The organism is Flavobacterium faecale (genome assembly GCF_048320115.1).
GTDB classification, from domain to species: Bacteria; Bacteroidota; Bacteroidia; order Flavobacteriales; family Flavobacteriaceae; genus Flavobacterium; species Flavobacterium faecale_A.
Map to the genome: position 1 here is coordinate 1,853,309 of NZ_CP182943.1, position 19,399 is coordinate 1,872,707.

The 19,399-nt window shown below is 33.9% G+C and carries 14 protein-coding genes and 2 tRNA genes; 7 read left to right on the plus strand and 9 right to left on the minus strand.

Annotation, left to right across the window (positions count from 1 at the left end):
• Positions 1 to 12 precede the first annotated feature (12 nt).
• From ACNH59_RS07810 to ACNH59_RS07835, 6 genes are all read right to left on the minus strand, one after another.
• Entirely contained in the window at positions 13 to 1,422 is a 1,410-nt protein-coding gene (locus tag ACNH59_RS07810; RefSeq protein WP_418264852.1) for a TolC family protein, read from the minus strand.
• Positions 1,422 to 2,777: an HlyD family secretion protein gene (locus tag ACNH59_RS07815; RefSeq protein ID WP_418264853.1), complete on the minus strand. Its 1,356-nt coding sequence runs from the start codon at positions 2,775 to 2,777 to the stop codon at positions 1,422 to 1,424. The genes ACNH59_RS07810 and ACNH59_RS07815 overlap by 1 nt, the downstream gene beginning before the upstream one ends.
• Positions 2,770 to 4,440: a peptidase domain-containing ABC transporter gene (locus ACNH59_RS07820; protein WP_418264854.1), complete on the minus strand. Its 1,671-nt coding sequence runs from the start codon at positions 4,438 to 4,440 to the stop codon at positions 2,770 to 2,772. The genes ACNH59_RS07815 and ACNH59_RS07820 overlap by 8 nt, the downstream gene beginning before the upstream one ends.
• A gap of 6 nt (positions 4,441 to 4,446) precedes the next feature.
• Positions 4,447 to 5,121: a TetR/AcrR family transcriptional regulator gene (locus tag ACNH59_RS07825; RefSeq protein WP_418264855.1), complete on the minus strand. Its 675-nt coding sequence runs from the start codon at positions 5,119 to 5,121 to the stop codon at positions 4,447 to 4,449.
• A gap of 123 nt (positions 5,122 to 5,244) precedes the next feature.
• The gene (gene gpmI / locus ACNH59_RS07830) at positions 5,245 to 6,762 is read right to left on the minus strand and encodes a 2,3-bisphosphoglycerate-independent phosphoglycerate mutase (RefSeq protein ID WP_418264856.1); all 1,518 of its coding nucleotides are present in this window, start codon (positions 6,760 to 6,762) and stop codon (positions 5,245 to 5,247) included.
• A 125-nt stretch (positions 6,763 to 6,887) separates the two neighbouring features.
• Complete coding sequence (locus tag ACNH59_RS07835) at positions 6,888 to 9,293, minus strand: DUF5916 domain-containing protein (RefSeq protein ID WP_418264857.1); 2,406 nt, start codon at positions 9,291 to 9,293, stop codon at positions 6,888 to 6,890.
• A 192-nt stretch (positions 9,294 to 9,485) separates the two neighbouring features.
• Here ACNH59_RS07835 and ACNH59_RS07840 point away from each other — a divergent pair, with 192 nt between their 5' ends.
• The 3 genes from ACNH59_RS07840 (at position 9,486) to ACNH59_RS07850 (ending at position 10,598) form a co-directional block, all read left to right on the plus strand.
• Entirely contained in the window at positions 9,486 to 10,208 is a 723-nt protein-coding gene (locus ACNH59_RS07840) for a murein L,D-transpeptidase catalytic domain family protein (protein WP_418264858.1), read from the plus strand.
• Positions 10,209 to 10,409: 201 nt separating this feature from the next.
• A tRNA-Gly gene (locus tag ACNH59_RS07845) sits at positions 10,410 to 10,482 on the plus strand.
• Positions 10,483 to 10,525: 43 nt separating this feature from the next.
• Positions 10,526 to 10,598 (plus strand) — tRNA-Gly (locus ACNH59_RS07850).
• Positions 10,599 to 10,633: 35 nt separating this feature from the next.
• On the opposite strand, the gene pepE is transcribed toward ACNH59_RS07850, so the two are convergent.
• On the minus strand, positions 10,634 to 11,341 hold the full coding sequence (pepE, locus tag ACNH59_RS07855; RefSeq protein WP_418264859.1) for a dipeptidase PepE: 708 nt from the start codon (positions 11,339 to 11,341) through the stop codon (positions 10,634 to 10,636).
• A gap of 235 nt (positions 11,342 to 11,576) precedes the next feature.
• On the opposite strand from pepE, the gene ACNH59_RS07860 reads away from it, so the two are divergent.
• The gene (locus ACNH59_RS07860) at positions 11,577 to 14,465 is read left to right on the plus strand and encodes a pectinesterase family protein (protein WP_418264860.1); all 2,889 of its coding nucleotides are present in this window, start codon (positions 11,577 to 11,579) and stop codon (positions 14,463 to 14,465) included.
• 172 nt (positions 14,466 to 14,637) lie between these two features.
• Positions 14,638 to 15,114 (plus strand): hypothetical protein, encoded by a 477-nt coding sequence (locus ACNH59_RS07865; RefSeq protein ID WP_418264861.1) that lies wholly within the window; start codon positions 14,638 to 14,640, stop codon positions 15,112 to 15,114.
• Between the two features lie 277 nt (positions 15,115 to 15,391).
• On the opposite strand, the gene ACNH59_RS07870 is transcribed toward ACNH59_RS07865, so the two are convergent.
• A complete protein-coding gene (locus tag ACNH59_RS07870) occupies positions 15,392 to 16,474 on the minus strand; it encodes a glycosyltransferase family 2 protein (RefSeq protein WP_418264862.1) in 1,083 nt (360 codons plus the stop codon).
• 9 nt (positions 16,475 to 16,483) lie between these two features.
• Entirely contained in the window at positions 16,484 to 17,440 is a 957-nt protein-coding gene (locus tag ACNH59_RS07875) for a hypothetical protein (RefSeq protein WP_418264863.1), read from the minus strand.
• Between the two features lie 54 nt (positions 17,441 to 17,494).
• On the opposite strand from ACNH59_RS07875, the gene ruvC reads away from it, so the two are divergent.
• Together ruvC and hemW are read left to right on the plus strand one after the other, a co-directional pair.
• The gene (gene ruvC / locus ACNH59_RS07880) at positions 17,495 to 18,049 is read left to right on the plus strand and encodes a crossover junction endodeoxyribonuclease RuvC (RefSeq protein ID WP_418264864.1); all 555 of its coding nucleotides are present in this window, start codon (positions 17,495 to 17,497) and stop codon (positions 18,047 to 18,049) included.
• Between the two features lie 132 nt (positions 18,050 to 18,181).
• Entirely contained in the window at positions 18,182 to 19,339 is a 1,158-nt protein-coding gene (gene hemW / locus ACNH59_RS07885; RefSeq protein WP_418264865.1) for a radical SAM family heme chaperone HemW, read from the plus strand.
• The last annotated feature ends 60 nt before the right edge of the window (positions 19,340 to 19,399 follow it).

Here is a 19,399-nt window from a genome sequence, read left to right on the forward strand (position 1 = left end):
ATATTAATTGATTTAATCAGGATTTGCCATGATTTTATACAGTTCTGAGTTGGAAATACAAAATTCATTTCGCAATGCAATTGCAGTCAATTGTGCTGTTATTAAACTGCTTTCACGGCTATTGATAAGAAACAGGGAACTTTCTCCAAAAGAAAACAAGCGTTCTTCTGATTGCAACATGGTTTTGTAATTGCCAACCAATTCATTAGCCATTAATCGTTGCTTGTTCAAGGATTGGATGACTTCTTTTTGCGCTTTAATTTTGTTAGTAAGTTGCAAGCGTTCTAGAGTGAGGCTGTTGGTCGTTTCTTGAATTTTGTATTCAGCTAGTTTCAATCCTCCTCTTTCTTTTCTTAAAAAAATAGGATAAGCAAAGTTTACTCCAATTTTATAATTCTCAAATTTGTAACTATCGATGTATTGTGGTTCTGATAAATAAGAGTACGAAAGGTCAATTTTGGGTAATAGTAAATTAGCCTTGAGTTTACGTTCTACTTCCAGTATTCCAATTTTATTTTCCAGAGCGTTTATCTTCGGGTGATTCTCAATGGTGAAATCTTGCGCTAGTAAGTCATTTGTTTTTAAGGTCTCTTGGATGGTATTTTCTAATTGAAGTTCAGGGAATAGCATGTCTGAAAGTTCCATAGGAATGTTGTTTTCTAACCATAGAAAGTTAGATAAATCCAATTTGGCTTTCAATAATTTCAAACGAGAGTTTTCTAAACTCAACTGACGACTTTTAAAACTGATTCCAGCTTCGACGCTGTCTATAGCTCTTTTATCTCCTTGTTTAATTAAGGTTTGAATGGCATTAAAACGTATTTGAGCATTGGTGTTGTACTGCGAATACATTTGAAATTCTTCATAGTTTTTTTTCCAATTGAAATAAGCGACTGAGGCATCGTATAAAATAGCTACAGCTTGTAGTTTACGCTCAGCTTGGCTTAGTTGGATTTGTATTTTTGCTTTGCGCAAATCCGCCATTCTTTGGTTGATAAACAACCCTTGACCTATAGGTACAGATATTCCAAAAGAAGTTAATCCTGGATTGGGAACCGTATTTTCAGGATTCAGGTAATAGCCTTCATTTTGCTCAAAACCAGCTTTGATTTCGATTCCGTACCAAGTTGGGATTTTGAAACTGCTATTTAAAATCGAATAATATTCGGTTCCTTTAAATTGCTTTTTATCAAAATCCACTCCAATTTTTGGGTCGAATGCTCCTCTAGCGGTCATCAAAGTAGCTTGCGCTTTATTGATTTCCAAATTGGCGGTTTTTACCAAAGGATGGAATTTTTTGACATAACCCAAATATTCGTTGAATGTGAATTCGGATTTTTGTTGTGTTGCCGTCTCAACCTTCGTTTCTTGAGCTTGAAGAATGAAAGCGAAAGGCAGGAAAAATAGAATGAGATATTTCATTATTTTTTTTCTTTAGTTTTGCTAGATTTTTCAGTGGCTTCATAATAATCTGGAGGGAAACCATTTAAGATTCTCCATATTTCAAACCATACAGGTACCGTGTTTAATAAAGCAATAGTTTGTGCGCCAGAACCAATACTGATCTGTTTTGGCCAAGGGATGTCTGTTGGATCAGGAGCAATCAATACCCTGAATTTTCCATTGTCACTAATGAAGTTTTCTACTGCTACAATTTGGCCTCCAAATGTACCATAAGACATATCTGGCCAGCCGGAGAATACGATAGTAGGCCAACCGTCAAACCAAATTCTAACTTTTGCTCCTTTTGAAATTAAAGGCAAATCCAATGGATTGACGTAGGTTTCTACAGCAATATCATATTCAGAAGGCATGATGGTAGCAATAGGAGTTCCTTCTTTAATGGTTTCTCCAATACCTGCTTGCAGCGCTCTATTAATATAACCATTTTGGGCAGCCTTGATGTAATACATTCCATTACGGATGCTGTAATTGGTGTGTTGGTTTTTTAGTTTGTTAACCTGTGCATCGGTATCGTATTGGTTGCTTAATGCTGTAAATTGATCACTTTTTGCTTTTGCAGTTTTTTCACTGTATTCGGCGTCAATACGGTTAAGTTCAACCTTGGCGTTAATCAATTCGTTTTTACTTGTTAATAATTTATTTTCTTGTGTAATTATTTTAGCTTCAACTTCTTGTAGTTTTAATCTTTTTTCTTCTACATCAGTTAATGGCTTTAGTCCTTCGTTATTCAGCTGTACGGCACGATTGAATTGGGTGTTGGCGATTTTTAATTGTGTTTTAACAGCAACTAAATCGATGGAGTCACTTTTTATTTTGAATTGTGCTTGTTTTAGTTTGTTTTGTGCTTGTTCAAGTTTGAGCTGTTGTTCCATTTGAATGGCTTTAATCTGGCTGTTTAAAGCACCAACCTTCGAGCCGTATGATTTCAGGGCTTGTTTTTTGGCATCCAATTGGTTTTTAGTGTTTTCAACCAAATTAGGGTCCATGTAATCTTCCTTGATTTCAGAAATAAATAAAATAGTGTCTCCTTTTTTGACAAAATCTCCTTCTTGAACGTACCATTTTTCGATACGTCCTGAAATGACGCTTTGTATAGACTGTGGTCTTTGATTGGGTTTTAAAGTTGTAACAGCTCCTTTTCCAGAAATGTTTTGAGTCCATGGCAAAAATAAAGCTACCAAGGCAAGGATGGAGACAATGGTTATAATACGATTTAGTATTTTATAATGTGGTCTCGTTTCCAGCCCTTTAACAGTCTTGTAACGGTCCAAATGTTCTAATGCGTGCCTATTGTTGTTTGAAATATTAAGCATAATTTTGATTTTTAGTATCTAAAATAATTCTTCCTTTTTGCATGGTAATAAGTCTGCTGCATTTTGTTTTCCAGTATGGATTTTTGGAAGAAACAATAATAGTCCATTGGTGTTCTTTTGAAGTTAGGAAGTCTATAATTTCATTGGCTGCTTTTTCGTCCATGGTGTCCGTTGGGTCTTCATAGAATAAAATTTTGGGCTTGCTTACGATACTTCGAGCTAGTAATATCTTTTGTGCATTGGAGGATGATAGTTGTTTCCCTTCTGGAAAAATGGAGGTATGTAATCCTTGAGGTAAAGATTTGATGAAATCTTTTAACTGCATAGCATTAATAGCCCACTTCAAGGTGTCGTCGTCAATTGATTTATTTTTAAATGTGATATTGTCTAAGACACTACCTTCAAAAGGAGTTTCTCCGTAGACGATACTTTCAATTTGGGAACGGTATTGGTTGAGGTTTATTTTTTTGAAACTATCGTCGTTAATAGAAATAGCTCCTTGAGTAGGCTGCATTAATCCTGATAATATTCGCGCCAGAGTTGTTTTTCCAGAGCCATTTTCACCATCAATAAAGATGCGCTCTCCTTGTTCAATGGTTAGTGTAATATTATCTAATATTTTATTTTTAGAATCTGGGAACTGAAAACTCACTTGATCGACATCCAATGTAATTGAAGTATAACAATTGTCGTAATCTACAGGGAATTCTTCTTCTAATGCCATATCAGTAATAAATCCTATTTTTTCAACAGAAGTGAGTACATCATATAAAGTTTCTAAGCCTAAAACGATTTTTTCAACAGAATTAATAACTAATAATATGATGATTTCCGCTGCCACGAATTGACCTATATTCATTTGTTGGGATAGTACCAAGTACCCTCCAATAGAAAGTAAACTTGCTGTGATGATTATTTTGAAAACAACCAGTTGACTAAACTGTGTTTTGATGACATCAAAATGTTTTTCTCTATTGTATAAATAGTCAGAGACCAGACTGTCATTTTTGCTTAAAGCATAATCATGATGCAATTGATTTCTAAAACTATAATTATTTCGAGCCAGTTCTTGCAACCATCCTGCAACTTTGTATTTGTATTTTGATTCTTTCAAACTGGATTCTAAACCTGGTTTATAAGAGAATTTAAAAATAAAGTATAATAAAACTAATAACAACATTCCAAAAATTATGAAGTAGTTGTGGTAAAGTGATAGCAGAATTATTCCGAATATAATTTGTAATAAAGCGGCTGAAAAACCTACAAGTAGTTTTGCTGTTCCTTTTTGAATCATCAAGGTGTCAAAAAAACGGTTTGCCAGCTCAGGCGGATAATAATTGTAATATTCTTCAAATTTAATTTTTGGGAGTCTCACGGCAAATTCGAAAGAGGAACGAATGAATATTTTTTGTTGTAAATTTTCCATGATTCTTAGTTGCATAAAGGAGAGTATGCCTACTAATGCCACACCAAATACTACTAAAACAATTAATACAATCCAAGAAACACTTGCTCGTCCTGATTGTATAAAGTTTGTGATGGCTTGAATTCCTAACGGAAGCGATAAACTAATCACTCCAGAGAGAATACCATAGAAAAACAATTGATAGACATCTTTTTTGTCTAATTCTAAAAGATTATAAAATCGTTGTAATGGTTTCATATTGATTTATTTTTTTAAAACAGATGTTATGAGATTCAAATAGAAATCAGTGGGAGACACATGTTCGTTGCAATTGGTAATTGTTTTTAAATGGTCTTTTAAAAAGTATTGATGCAGTCCACCTTCAATAATAGAAGACGCTAAACTTTTTGGATAAAGATAGTCGGGGTTGATTTCTATAATTAATTGTATCAGCCTATTGATGACACTTTTGTAGATTAAAAAGAAACCTTCTTTGTTTTCATCGTCTACTTCCTTGGTGTGAAGTGTTTTTGTGAATTCGGATACAATAATTGTGTTTAAAACCGCTTCATTTATATGAGGAATAGATAAGTCTTCTTCCGCTTTTTCAGTTACGACTATTATGGCTCGTTTTAAACGTTCCATAGGGTCCTCAATATTGGTTATTTTGAATACCATTTTGTGTTCAATCCAGCTCCAATACCAAGAACATAAGTAGACTAATAATTTGTGTTTGTTTTCAAAATAGCGGTAGATAGAGCTCTCATTAGAGCCAATTTTTTCGCCTAATTTTTTGAAAGTAAAATTGTCAAAGCCTATTTCGTCTATCAGAAAGATGCTTTCTTGGAGAATTTTTTTTCCTAAAGCTGATGTTTCTGGGTCTTTGACATAGATCTTCTCATTGACTTTAATACTTATATTTGAAAATATTGATTGCATAACGAGAGTTTTTTATGCAAATATAATAGTATTACTATCATAATTTTTATTTTAACTTTTTTTTATATAAAAAAGCTACCTGAATAAGGTAGCTTTTGGTTGTGTATAGATTGTATATCGGTATTATAGTAAGGAGTGTTGTGTCATTACTTTTGGTTGTGCTACTCCCATTAAGTCAAGTATAGTAGGAGCAACATCCCCTAAAACACCATCTTTTACTTGCTTAATTTCTTTGTCTACTAAAATAAATGGAACTGGATTTGTGGTATGAGCTGTATTTGGACTGCCGTCAGGATTAATCATGGTTTCACAATTTCCATGATCTGCAATTACAAGTACAGAGTAATCGTTAGCGACTGCTGCTGTGATTACTTTTTCAACACATTTGTCTACTGCCTCACAGGCTTTTATAGCGGCTTCCATGATTCCAGTATGGCCTACCATGTCTCCATTGGCAAAGTTCAAACATACAAAATCAACTGCTCCTTTTTCAATTTCTGGAACTAATGCATCAGTTAATTCGTAAGCACTCATTTCTGGCTGTAAATCGTAGGTAGCTACTTTTGGAGAGTTTTTTAATATTCGGCTCTCACCAATAAAAGGCTCTTCGCGACCTCCTGAAAAGAAGAAGGTTACGTGAGGGTATTTCTCAGTCTCCGCTATACGAATTTGTTTTTTACCTGCTTTTTCTAATACTTCACCTAGTGTTTCTGTAATGTTGTCTTTGTTGTAAACTACTTTTACGTTTTGATAAGTTTCATCGTAGTTTGTTAAAGTAACATAATACAAGTTCAATTTGTGCATGTTTTGCTCGTGGAAGTCTTGTTGCGAAAGCGCTTCGGTTAATTCACGACCTCTATCGGTTCTAAAGTTGAAGAAAATAACCACGTCATCTTCTTCAATTTTAGCAATAGGTTGCTTTTCTTCATTAATTACGACAATAGGGTTGATGAATTCATCCGTAATATTTTCGTTATAACTCTCTTCGATTGATTTTACTACGTTTTGAGAAGCTGTTCCTTGTCCGTTAACGACTAAGTCATAAGCTAGTTTTACTCTTTCCCAACGTTTGTCACGATCCATTGCGTAATAACGTCCAATTACAGAAGCAATTTTTACAGAGGTTGGAGCGATGTAGTTTTCTAAATCTTGAATGTATTTTTTTCCTGATTTAGGATCTACATCACGACCGTCAGTAAAGGCGTGTACAAATACGTTTTCTAAACCGTAATCTTGTGAAGCATCAATTAATCCACGTAAATGTGATGTGTGAGAGTGTACCCCTCCATCAGAAACTAACCCTAAAAAGTGCACTTTTTTGTTATTAGTTTTTGCATATTGAAATGCATCCTTTAGAACTTGTTCTTTAGCTAAAGTTTTATTAGCTACAGCCAAATTAATTTTAGCCAAATCCTGATAAACAATTCTTCCTGCTCCAAGGTTCATGTGTCCTACTTCACTGTTTCCCATTTGTCCTTCAGGAAGACCAACGTGTAAGCCGTCTGTACGAAGTTGTGCGCTAGGATATTTTTCGTAAAGACTATTTATAAAAGGTACGTTTGCGTTGTCAATTGCGGATACTTTTGGGTCAGGAGATTTCCCCCAACCATCTAATATCATTAAGATTACTTTTTTGTTCATTGTTTCTTTAGTTTTGTGCAAATATAAAACTTTTATGAATTTAGAAGGCAATCCTTAAGGGTATAATCACTATTATGAGGTAGACCTCACAAACTTAGAATATTTTGTTGTAGAATAGATTTGTGTTATTTAGATATCGAGTTGTAATCAATAAAATAGCGCACTCTAATGGAGAATATATCTGTCATGTTGCCAGTAAAAACATTGTGAAAGTTTTTGTTTAAGTTGTATTCTACAGTATTGTTGTCTATTTGAGTATAGTTTCTGTATAAAAGGGATATTTCGCTTCCTGGTGCAAACCACCAAGAATAAGATAGATCAAAATTCCATGAATTGAAATTTCGGTTTTTATTCATGGCAAAACTGTTGTTATGAATTAATTCTCCATTATCTTGTAATGTTGAGAATTCGTGGATGTCTGAGTAAGCCCAATAATGACGTGCTGTTAAGTTTAAAGTCATTCTGTTATTGATAGCATATTTTCCAACTAAGTCGTTTTGTAGTATTTGACGTTTTCTTTTGCCGTAAATAATATCATTGCTATCAAAGGCTGCCCAGCCTCTATCATTTATTTTATTCTGATATTCTGAAGTGAGAGACAAGGATAATCTTGTGTTAAATCGGTATTTGAAAACTGAAAAAAACCAATAAGTAATACGGTCTTTTTCGTTGTATTTTGTAATTGAGGGTTGTAAGACAATAGAAAAGGGTCTATTTTGATTGGAGCTATAGTTGAAAAGAGCAAAAATATTTTCAGGAACATAGGAATATCTTCCTATTGTGCGCGGTTCATAGAAATCATAAGTTTTTATCGGATTGATTTCAGTAATTAATTCGAAAGTATCATTTTTTAAATTGGATGCAATTACTTCTGTAGCAAATGTAGTATTTTGTAGTTTTCCTGAAGTATTTTCTATTTCAATATTAGCGTATTCTTTAACCTTGAATGTGTTGAGAATTGATGTTGGATTGATGATTCTGTAACTTCCTTCTACATATCCGCTGTGGTAGTTGGTAAAATAGAGCAGTCCTAAGTCATTAGAGTCAAAGTTTTTAGAAACATATTTGGATAGAAAAGCATATCGATATTGTCCGCTGGTTTTGGCAAACCCTAATTGAGATCGAAGTCCATTGGTATTTTCGTCATCGTTGATAGAGCTATACTTAATATCTCCATATAAATTATATGTGTTTTCCTTGGTGTTCAAATCGAACAGTAAGGCAGAAACATTTGCATCTTTATAATTGCCGTTTCTAACGGTGTTAGTGTTTAGAAGTGTAACTGATGAATTTTGTCTAAACCTTTGGTCAAGTACTAATATGTTATAATTAGTTATAGGCTGTACTATTGTTTCTCGGTTTTCGTATGTCCTTTTATTTTGAATTTTCGCTACTGTTTTTTCAGTTATTGCGTTCAGTAAGCCAATTCCAAGTCCTTTTTTAGTTCTACCAGTAACCTTGACTGCATTAATTAAATTAACTGCGCTAGGATAGTTTGTGATTACTTCGTCGTTAGAAATCTGACTTTCTAATGTTTCTTTCTGAATAACTGGACTTCCTCCAATTCTTCTAGAGTAGAATAAGTTTCCGGTGCTAAATAGGTTGGTTCCTTCTGTGAAGAAAGGTCTGTTTTCAGTTAGATTTTGTTCAAATGGGTCAAGATTTAATATGGCATTGTCAAATTTAGTTTGTCCAAAATCAGGCACTAGTATTGCATCAAGCGTAAAAGAAGCGTTGATACCGTATTTGATATCAAGTCCAGCTTTTACGATTCTATCAGAAGTGGTATTGTCTTGTTGGTAATAAGCTGAAGTGTAGGGTATTAAAAAGAGTCGAGTAGGAGGGGAAATGTCGTCAATTCCTTTTAAAATTCCAGCTTGATTAGTGATGACGCCTACTCTGGTATCAATATAGTTCCAAGTATATTTTTGAACGTTACGCTTTATTTCGCGCATAAAATTAATACCCCAAATTTGTTTTTTAACATCTGTAAAACGTATAGCTGCATAGGGTATTTTCATCTCTACGACCCAGCCAAAGTTGGTGATTCTCACTTTACTTTCCCAAATAGCATCCCAACTAAAATCTTCTGACTCTTTGGTTGCAAGGCAGTCCATTTGTACGCCTGCAGCACTTACATAAAACCGAAAGTCTTGTTGTCCATCATTAAAACCGTTTATAAAAACCGAAAAATGGTCTGAAGCACCAAAGACATCACGATTGGTAACCTCTCTTAAAATTTTATGAGGTTCATTATCGTAAAGAATTGCTGAGATGTATATGGCTGAATTGTCATGCAAGACTTTTACTTCAGTTTTTTTTTCGTTTGAAATAAGTTTGCCGTTGTCGGGTTCATACATGATGAAATCAGAGGCGATATTATTATTTTCAAGCCATGCATTTTCAATAATTCGACCATCTATTGAAATGTCTGATGTTAGAAATTGAGAACTGATGGATTTTTTTTGACTATAGGTACTACTGCTTATGACCGAGCAGATAAAAAAGATTATGAAATAGTTTTTTGTCATAAAAAGTAGTCTTGTTCCAGCAAAAATAACATAATTTTAACTACTGGCAAATATAAAGAAACCTGGTTTTTGTAGTAGTTGAATTGTAAAAAGTTGTTAATTGTTGATTTACATGTAGTTGTGTTTTGTTTAATTGAGAAACATATGTTATATTTGCAATCCCGTCTCTATTATGTAATTTAATCTAAATCAATGCGTTATAAGTTTTTTATCAGTTTTTTATTGCCCTTTTTTTTAATACCAATCGGAAGTCTATTTTTTATTGAAGCTAAGGAGGTTAAGGATGTCAAGGTTGAAAGAATAGCTTCTGTTAGTCCTGTTACCAATGAAGAAAGAGTTTATGAAAGTTTGCAATCCAGTAAATTTGATTTACCAAAATTTGAGATCTTCACAAAAGCTTTAAACGGTTTCTATCTTTTGAAAGAAAAAGGATTGATACAAAAAAATATTTTAACACTAATAGATTTTAGTCTTTCTTCCAATACCCAACGACTTTGGGTAATTGATTTGGATCACAATGTCATATTATTTAATTCATTAGTAGCACACGGAAGAAATTCTGGGGATGAATTTGCGGCAAGCTTTTCAAATACGCCAGAATCTTTTAAGAGTAGCTTAGGGTTTTATGCTACAGCTGAAATCTATACAGGTAAACATGGGAAATCATTACGTTTAGATGGATTAGAAAAAGGAGTAAATGATAATGCTAGAGAAAGAGCTGTTGTGATGCACGGGGCTAGTTATGTTTCAAAATCATTTATCGCTAATAATAGAAGATTAGGAAGAAGTTTAGGTTGTCCAGCAATTCCGGTGGAGTTGACAAATGAAATTATCCAAACTATAAAAGATAAATCTTGTTTGTTTATCTATCATCCATCAAATAATGAAGAGATAATGACTCATTTGATATCTTAAAGATAAAAATTAAAAAAAACTGTTTAGGTATTTAAGGATATTTTAATGATGAAAAGATTATTTTGTATTAGTAAATTGAAAATATTAGTAAGCTAACAAATTAATTATAAAAAGATTAGCTTTGAATATTATTTTTTTATTAAAAACATCAAAAAAAATTTGTTTCAAATTGAAGTTATTATGTATATTTGCACCCGTAATGCGAAAGTAGCTCAGTTGGTAGAGCTCCAGCCTTCCAAGCTGGTTGTCGCGAGTTCGAGCCTCGTCTTTCGCTCTAGGAGTAATTTTTGAATTACTAGAGTTCTTATAATTTTAATGCGAAAGTAGCTCAGTTGGTAGAGCTCCAGCCTTCCAAGCTGGTTGTCGCGAGTTCGAGCCTCGTCTTTCGCTCTTTAAAAAACCGAAACAGAAATGTTTCGGTTTTTTTATTTTAATTCACTTAAATCGGTTCCGCTTTCAATTTCTATTGCAGATTGTCCTTTTTTGAAAAGGCGAGCGCTTAATTTTCCTTTTAAAATAATCGTATTGTTTTTTACCACCAACCAGCTTCCTTCACGTAAGCCAAGTACAGGTAGGTTGTTGAAGGCGAGAAATTCATTGATTCTGGTTTCACGAGTTTCACCCATATGTATTGAAGAAGGTTCAGGATCGAGGTAGTGCGGATTGATGTTGAATGGGATAATCCCTAAGGTCTGAAGACTTGGTGGGTAAACAATAGGCATATCATTAGTGGTTTGCATGGATAGTCCGCAAATGTTGCTTCCAGCGCTGGTTCCTAAATAGGGAGTGCCGCTTTTTACTGCTTCTGATAAAACAGTCATAATTTTATTGGAATACAATTGAGAAACCAACAGAAAAGTGTTGCCTCCACCTGTAAAAATCCCTTCCGCTTCTTTAATTGCTTCAATAGGGTTGTTAAATTCATGTATTCCTCTGATTTTGATGTTTAGCTTATTGAAAATACTTCTGACTCTTGAGGTGTATTCTTCATGTGTGATTCCGCTGGGTCTGGCATAGGGGATGAAAAGTACTTCTTTAGAGTCTTTGTATAAATTTTTAATTTCTTGAGATAAATAATCCAAGGGCTTGCCTTGATGTAGGGTGGAGGTACTTGCGATTATTAAGTTCTTCATTGTATTTTTATTTGAGGGTAAAGATAAAGAAAGCTTTTTTTGTGGTAAAAATGAATTTATAGAATCTTTTTTGAGTTGTTTTATAGATTGTATTTGAAAATAGTTTAGTTTTGTGTAATCGATTGCATAAAGTTGTAAAAGTATGTACTTTTATGCCAATCAGGCTAATACTGGTTTGCTGATTTGGAATGATTTTGAATTCGATAACTATTACTAACCAATTAAACTATTACGAATGTTTAGAAAATTACTCTATTTATGTACTGCAGTTTTAATGTGCAATACTGTTGCTTTTGGGCAAAAAACTGATGTTTGGGATTTTGGAGCGACACAGTTAGATCCTAATTTGTACAACAATAAATTAACCGTTGATGATATAAATACTTGGTACACTTATAGTGGAACTATAGTATTAGGGACTTCAAGCGGAACTAATACATTAACGAATTCAACTGTTCAAACACTTACTTCTGGAGTGTTGACACTTAAAACTGGGAATAACGATAGGTTATACACAACAAATACCGCTATCACTCGCTATGGGAATAGTCTTGGAACTACTGATTCTAATTATTCAGCTAGATATTATTGTAATGGTAATGCTTCATCTACTACTCGATTTTTTACTTTGACACTGAATCAGGATGATGAAGTAACCGTCGTATCAAGTATAGAATCTGGATTTTCAAATAATAATTTAACGGTTGTTAATACCACTACAAATACACAAACAGAATTAATTCCTTTAGCAACATCAGGAACTGCTGTAACATTAGCTAAATTTCAAGCAAAAGCAGCTGGGGATTTTAAAATATCATGTTTAGGAGGTAAAGGGAATTATTATAGAATTTATAGAAAACCAGCTACTTATGTTAATGTTACAGGTGCAGTTGACCAGACTCTAGCCTCAGGTATTCCAAGTATATACTCCGTTTCTTTTACAAACGAAGCTGGTAAAGTATGGACTGTACCTGTCAACTCAGGTTCATACAATGTAAATCTTCCTGCGGGATATACTTACGAACTTAAGCTTATAGGTGCCGATGGGTATATTATAAGTAATGGTAATTCATTACAGGTCTTAGAGACAACAACAAATCATAATTTTACCGTTCTTAAAGTAGATTTGTTTACTGTGAGTGGAGCTATTACTGGATTAGGAACGAATATTTCTAAATTATCTTTAACTTATACTCCCAATCCATCTGCAAATAAAATTTTTATACCTAAACCTCTTATTAATACTTCTAATTCCACATATACTGTTGAATTAGAGTCGAACGTGGAATATACTATTTCAGCTCAAGGGGTTAATGATTATACTATCCCGTCAAATAAAATTACCATTACAGGAACTACTTCTGCAGATGTTGTCTTTAATTCAAAACCAGTTTATCCTATAACTGTCAATACTACGGGATTGAATGTTACACAACAAGGAAAATTAAGTTTGATATTTACTAATTTGAATGAAAACGGATACGGGTACAATTTTAATTATGGTTCGCCAATCTCTTTAAGAGATGGAACTTATGTTGTTTCCTATACTGGATTATCAGGTGAGCCAGTTGAGTTGAAATTAATTTCTAATTTGCAAGTCAATGGAGTGGCTACTTCAAAAACACTAAATTTTAAACCAGTTGCTGATACAAGTCCAATTGCTTATGTTCCTGTAATTACTGTAGGTACAGATAAAGATTATTCAACTATAAACAATGCTCTTTTTGCTGTTTCAAGAATGACACGTACTAGTACTGATCGTGTAACTATTATGATTGACCCAGGGAATTATGAAGAAATGATTGTAATTAAAAATGCAAACATAACACTGAAAAATGCTTCCAGTAATCCTAGTATTGCTCTTCAAAACAAAGGGGTTGATATAAATTCTAATGCCGTTCGTATTACCTCTTATTATGGTGTTGGGTATAATTACTTTAGTCAAGGAACAGATAATAAATGGAATGCAGAAGTGTTAGCAGTAAATAAAGAAAATGGATATACTACTTATGAAAATGTAAGTGGAACTACAAATGGCTCTTATTGGAATGCAACCGCAGTAATTGCTGCAAATGGTTTTGAAGCACATGATATCATTTTTGAAAATTCATTTAATCAATACATATCCAAAAAAGAATCTGAAGATGTAATCGTACTTTGGGAATCTGGAAACAAAGGGGTTCGTCCCACTACCATTGGTGATGTATCTGTGCAAAATAGATCTTTTGTAGAAAGAGCAGCCGCTATAGGGGTGCCTAATAATATTGACAAAGTAATTTTATACAACTGTAGAGTGGTAGGTCGTCAGGATTCGTTCTTTGGAGGTTCGGGTGCAAGAGTGGTGGTTTATAAAGGAGCCGTGATGGGTGCAGTTGATTACATCTTTGGCGGAATGACAGCGGTATTTTATAAAACGGATTTTGTAATGAACGTTAGTGATGTCAGTAGTGATGCAGCATACCTTACCGCTCCTCAGCAAAGTAGCGGTAGAGGATTTTTATTGTACGAGTGTAAGGTGACTTCGGCTATCCCTGGAATTGAAACAGCTTCGGTTTATCGTGCTAAACCAGGATTTTTTGGTAGACCTTGGGCGGCGACTACTAGTGAAGTGGTAGTATATAAAACAACTATTGAAACTTCTAATTTCCCGGGTTCAGAAGGATTGTCATTGATTTCGCCTCCAGGATGGACAAATTCGTTAGGAGGAACTTCAGATAAAATTTATGAATATGGAACTATTGAAAATTCAGGTGTAAATAATGCTGTTAATCGTGTAACTTGGTCAAAAGTATTGACTTCACCAACATTAACCGATGGTACCGCTATTACCACTTTTAATTTTACAAAAGGCAATGATAATTGGGATCCCATTCCGCAATTAATTAGTCTGGGGGTAAAAAGTTATAAAAAAGAAACAGCTGTAAATCTTTATGCGCTTGGAAGCAATCTTTATATCTCTAACGTTAAATCTATTACGGATGTGAATGTATATGATTTTACAGGAGCTCTAGTAAAATCAGTTCGCACTAATGGAGATACTAATTTAGCATTTCCTAGCGGGTTATGGATTGCCACCATTAAGGCGGTTGATGGTCAAAAAGTAGTTAAGTTCATGATTAACTAATTTTAATTCTTTAATGTTAATCGACTAAAAGCCTTCTGCAGTTGCGGAGGGCTTTTGTTTTAAAAAGTAAACTTGTGATTAGTCAAAAATAAAAACTCTTCTCATTCAATTTGTGGCTAATAAAATAATTGTATTTTTATACGCAATTTAAGTTTAATTGAAAATCAATCCCTTGAAGTATTTCACTCTTTTTTTATTTATAATATTTTTTAGTTCCTGTCAATTTTTTGACAAACAAATTCCTTCTGAAAATGAATTGTTGCAAAAGGAGCTGAAATCTATTAACTGGAAAGAAGTGGACGAATATCCTTCTTTTGTAGATTGCAATCAAATCGAAGGCAAGGCCGAACGTCAAAAGTGCTTTTTTCAGTTCTTGACGGAGATGATTCAAGAAAAAATCCGTATTGATACATTGGCGTCTTTGTATCCTGAATTGGATACTATTGAAGTGAAAGTAACTGTTTTTCCAAATTCTAGAATTCAGTTTGAACCGCTATTTTCTAAAGATTCGGTTGCTTATGATAAGGTGAAAATTGACAGTATCCTTAAGCGAAGATTGGTTGGTTTTCCTAAAGTGAATCCTGCTATCAAACGTGGAATCCCAGTAAAAACCCAATTTATTTTGCCTGTAATCCTTAAAGTAGAGTAATGCCTTTTACATTTTCACATCCTGCTGTAGTTTTCCTTTTTTAAAAAATAAAAGACTTTCTGCATCAGCCTTGATTGTAGGGACAATTTCTCCCGATTTATGTTTTTTTTTTCTCAATGAGCCTGGCAGGGGGAATAAGTCATACCCTTTTAGGAGTTATTATTGTTGATTTACCTAACGTAAAAATGAAATACTAACTTTACTTTACTAGTAGTTATGTTTTCATCTATGAATATTTGTCTTATAAGTGTTTCATTAATTTTTAAGAATAAAATCACTATTTAGTAAATAATCGACCCTTCCATTCGTATTTTCCAAAGAGACTGTACAAAGCTACAGTGACTGACCAAAAAGGATATACAATTGTACTCATGACTAAGAATTTGGTTTTGTTATTACAAAAACGATTGGCTTGTAAAATTAATATAGTATCAACTATCGATTTAAATAGAAATAGAGTAACAAATATCCAAAAATTCAAAAAAAACAATCCTAAAACAATAGTTAGATTTCCTGTAAAAACGATTATACTCAACCCCTTTCCGAAACTACTTTTGTACGAACTACTTTTGGCTGCCCAGCGTACTCTTTGATAAAAAACTGATTTCCAATCATTCAAAGGTTTTGTGTGTACAATAGTTTCAGAAGATTTTAAATAATGAACTTGTTTTGGAGTATAAGCAATGGCTTTTTGTAATAGAAAAACATCGTCTCCGCTGGCAATTGTTTCGTTGCCTTCAAATCCTTTTAATTCGTAAAAAAAAGCTTTTGAATAAGCAAAGTTGGCTCCATTACACATAAAACCTTTTGCAATTCCAAAACTCCCAATCGTTGCCCCTTGTAAGCTTGCCAAATCCAATTGCTGAAAATGATGTAAAAAATAATTTTGACAGTCGTATTGCACCGCTCCCGCAACCATTTTTACAGCATGCATTTGAATATAATGGTCCAGAGTAAGCAACCAGTTTTTAGGGACAATACAGTCGGCATCAGTAGTAACTACCCAATCGGTTGTGACAAGATCCATGGCCGTTACAATCGCATCCTTTTTGGGAGAATTAGAAACACGGTTGTTTGTAACCAATTGAATCTTGAATCCTAAATCCTGAATCCTAAATTTTTCTGAAGATTCATCATCGACCAAGATCACTTCAAATAAATCCGTAGGATAATTGAGTCTCGATATGCTTGCTAAAAGTTGCGGTAAATTTTCAGCTTCATTTCGAAAAGGGACAATGATACTGAATTTGGTTTTTGGTTCTAAAGGGGTTGGTGTAAATTTTTTAATTCGTGTAAAACCAAAACTTAATCCCGCAATTGCAAGACAGTAAACAACTATGGAAAATACAGCTATTGTCATTTTCAGGCGTTACGTTTCAGTTGGTGCAATAAGTGAACTCTTGAAATTCAACACAAAAAAACTACCCATTATTACGGGTATCACCACATTTAAAAACCACATTAAGGTAGAGACAAAAATAATAATCCATTCGTTTACCCCTAGAATTCCAAAGAAAAATAATGCTACACTGCCTTTCACTGCAAATTCTAAAAACTGAAAGCTAGGCAAAGAAGAGGCTAGAAAATAAACGCTAGTTACCGCTGCCATCAATGTGAAATAAGGTAAATCTACATCAAAACCCAAGAACAAAAAATAATATTGATGCGAAAAAACAATATAACGGCAGCAGCCTAAAAAGAGATTTCGTTGGTGAATGGCTTTTGGAATCGCATTGATTTTTTGGATTAATTTTTCAATCGAATAGCCTTTGATAGTAATTTTTTTAATTGAACAAAGTAGCGTAATGAAACTTATGAGGCCAAAAAGAATGCAATAGACGGTTAGTGTCGGAATTATATCAAATAAATAATTAAAATACAAAAGACCAACCATACCAAAAATCACCGTTAAAACCATTTGGATACCGTTGCAAATTAGGTTTAAGAAAATAATTTTTTTAGTGTCTTTTTTATCAAAATACAAAGCTTTGCCAGCATATTCGCCCACGCCATTTGGGGTAAAAACGCCTGCTGTCAATGCCGCCAAAACTTGTTTTGTGGCTTCGAAAGTGGAAATAGATTGTAGGTGAGAAGCCAAATTCTGCCATTTTAAAATCTCAAAATAGCGATTCAAAACGCTTAACAATAAAATAAATCCGACTCCTGTTACCGACTGATTTTTCTCAAAGATTGCAGTGAATTGCAGCCAATCTAGTTGGTCATTATTGGCTAGTTGGTCGTAGATAAAATAAAAAGCGCTGCCTACAATCAAAAGTTTGACTAGAAGTACAAGGAATTGCTTAGTTTTGTGTGAAATCGAATTCATGGCGCAAAGAAACAAAAACTTTGAATTTGAACCGGTTAACTTGAAATAAAAATTTTGGCAAACGAACGCATCATATTAGGAATTGATCCAGGGACCACTATTATGGGTTTTGGATTAATTCGGGTTATCAATAAAAAAATGGAATTTGTACAACTCAACGAATTGCAACTTTCCAAATATGATAATCATTATCAAAAATTGAAAATTATTTTTGAACGTACCATTGAGCTAATTGACACCCATCATCCAGATGAAATTGCTATTGAAGCACCTTTCTTTGGCAAAAATGTCCAATCGATGTTGAAGTTAGGTCGAGCCCAAGGCGTTGCTATGGCAGCAGGACTTTCTAGAGATATTCCTATTACAGAGTACGAACCCAAGAAAATAAAGATGGCGATTACTGGTAACGGAAACGCCAGCAAAGAGCAAGTTGCTAAAATGCTCCAACAATTGTTAGGATTGAAAGAACTTCCCAAAAATCTTGATTCTACTGATGGATTGGCAGCTGCGGTTTGTCACTTTTTCAATTCAGGGAAAGTGGTGGCTGGCAAAAGTTATTCGGGTTGGGACGCTTTTGTGAAACAAAATGAAGATAGAGTTAAGAAATAGTGGGCAGTGATCAGTTTGAAGTTTTTTAGGATAAGTAATCCGCTTCATCTGAATACTTTTTAACTATACTCTGACCATTTCTTTAAAACTGAATATTTAAAAAAAACTGAAAACTGTCCTAAACTGAACACTATGAGTGGTATCTACATCCACATCCCTTTTTGTAAACAAGCTTGCAATTATTGTGACTTTCATTTTTCAACTTCGATGAAGAAGAAGGATGAAATGGTTTTGGCAATTGCCAAAGAAATTCGCCTGCGTAAAAGTGAGTTTGAAAACGAAGAAGTTGAAACCATTTATTTTGGGGGTGGAACGCCTAGTGTATTGCAGGTTTCAGAGTTGAAATTTTTGATTGATACGGTTTGCGAAAATTATAAAGTTGTAGAAAATCCGGAAATCACCTTAGAAGCTAATCCAGATGATTTAACAGGCTTGTCAATTCGAGCAGAATCGAGTAGTATTTTTAAGGGATATCGTGAAATTGGAATCAACCGATTAAGCATCGGAATTCAATCTTTTTTTGAGGAGGATTTACAAATGATGAATCGGGCTCATAATGCTGAGGAAGCCAAAAAATGCCTAGAAATAGCGACCCAATATTTCGATAATATCTCGCTGGATTTGATTTACGGAGTTCCGGGAATGAGCAATGAAAAATGGAAACAGAATATAGAAACGGCTTTGAGTTTTGGGATTCCACATATTTCCAGTTATGCTTTGACTGTTGAGCCTAAAACGGCTCTAAAAAAACTCATTCAAACTGGAAAAGTAGCAGCCCCTAATGATGAAGTTGCTCAGGAGCATTTTATGATTTTGGTTGATACACTACAGAAAAATGGATTTGTCCATTATGAACTGTCTAATTTTGGAAAAGAGAATTATTTTTCCAAGAACAATTCGTCTTATTGGTTGGGGAAAAAGTACATTGGAATTGGACCTTCGGCACATAGCTATGACGGGAAATCTAGAAGTTGGAATATTGCCAATAATAGTTTGTATCTTAAATCCATTCAGAATGATGAATTGCCTTCTGAAATGGAAATTTTGTCGGTAGCCGATCGATATAATGAATATGTAATGACGGGTTTACGAACGATTTGGGGCGTTGATTTAAACCGAATTGAGTCCGAATTTGGGAAAACCTATTTGGATTATTTGCTCCAGCAAGCACAGAAATATCTTCATGACGATTTAGTTTCCATCCAAAACAACATCCTAAAACCAACCAAAAAAGGAAAGTTTTTGACGGATGGGATAGCAAGTGATTTGTTTTACTTAAATTTGGAGTAAATGTTTAACCGCAAAGCTCGCAAAGGTTTTACGCAAGGGGCGCAAAGTTTTAGTTTTGAT

Coding starts and splice junctions, on each gene's coding strand:
- ACNH59_RS07810 (WP_418264852.1), bottom strand. CDS start 1,422: ATGAAATATCTCATTCTATTTTTCCTGCCTTTCGCTTTCATTCTTCAA.
- ACNH59_RS07815 (WP_418264853.1), bottom strand. CDS start 2,777: ATGCTTAATATTTCAAACAACAATAGGCACGCATTAGAACATTTGGAC.
- ACNH59_RS07820 (WP_418264854.1), bottom strand. CDS start 4,440: ATGAAACCATTACAACGATTTTATAATCTTTTAGAATTAGACAAAAAA.
- ACNH59_RS07825 (WP_418264855.1), bottom strand. CDS start 5,121: ATGCAATCAATATTTTCAAATATAAGTATTAAAGTCAATGAGAAGATC.
- gpmI (WP_418264856.1), bottom strand. CDS start 6,762: ATGAACAAAAAAGTAATCTTAATGATATTAGATGGTTGGGGGAAATCT.
- ACNH59_RS07835 (WP_418264857.1), bottom strand. CDS start 9,293: ATGACAAAAAACTATTTCATAATCTTTTTTATCTGCTCGGTCATAAGC.
- ACNH59_RS07840 (WP_418264858.1), top strand. CDS start 9,486: ATGCGTTATAAGTTTTTTATCAGTTTTTTATTGCCCTTTTTTTTAATA.
- pepE (WP_418264859.1), bottom strand. CDS start 11,341: ATGAAGAACTTAATAATCGCAAGTACCTCCACCCTACATCAAGGCAAG.
- ACNH59_RS07860 (WP_418264860.1), top strand. CDS start 11,577: ATGTTTAGAAAATTACTCTATTTATGTACTGCAGTTTTAATGTGCAAT.
- ACNH59_RS07870 (WP_418264862.1), bottom strand. CDS start 16,474: ATGACAATAGCTGTATTTTCCATAGTTGTTTACTGTCTTGCAATTGCG.
- ACNH59_RS07875 (WP_418264863.1), bottom strand. CDS start 17,440: ATGAATTCGATTTCACACAAAACTAAGCAATTCCTTGTACTTCTAGTC.
- hemW (WP_418264865.1), top strand. CDS start 18,182: ATGAGTGGTATCTACATCCACATCCCTTTTTGTAAACAAGCTTGCAAT.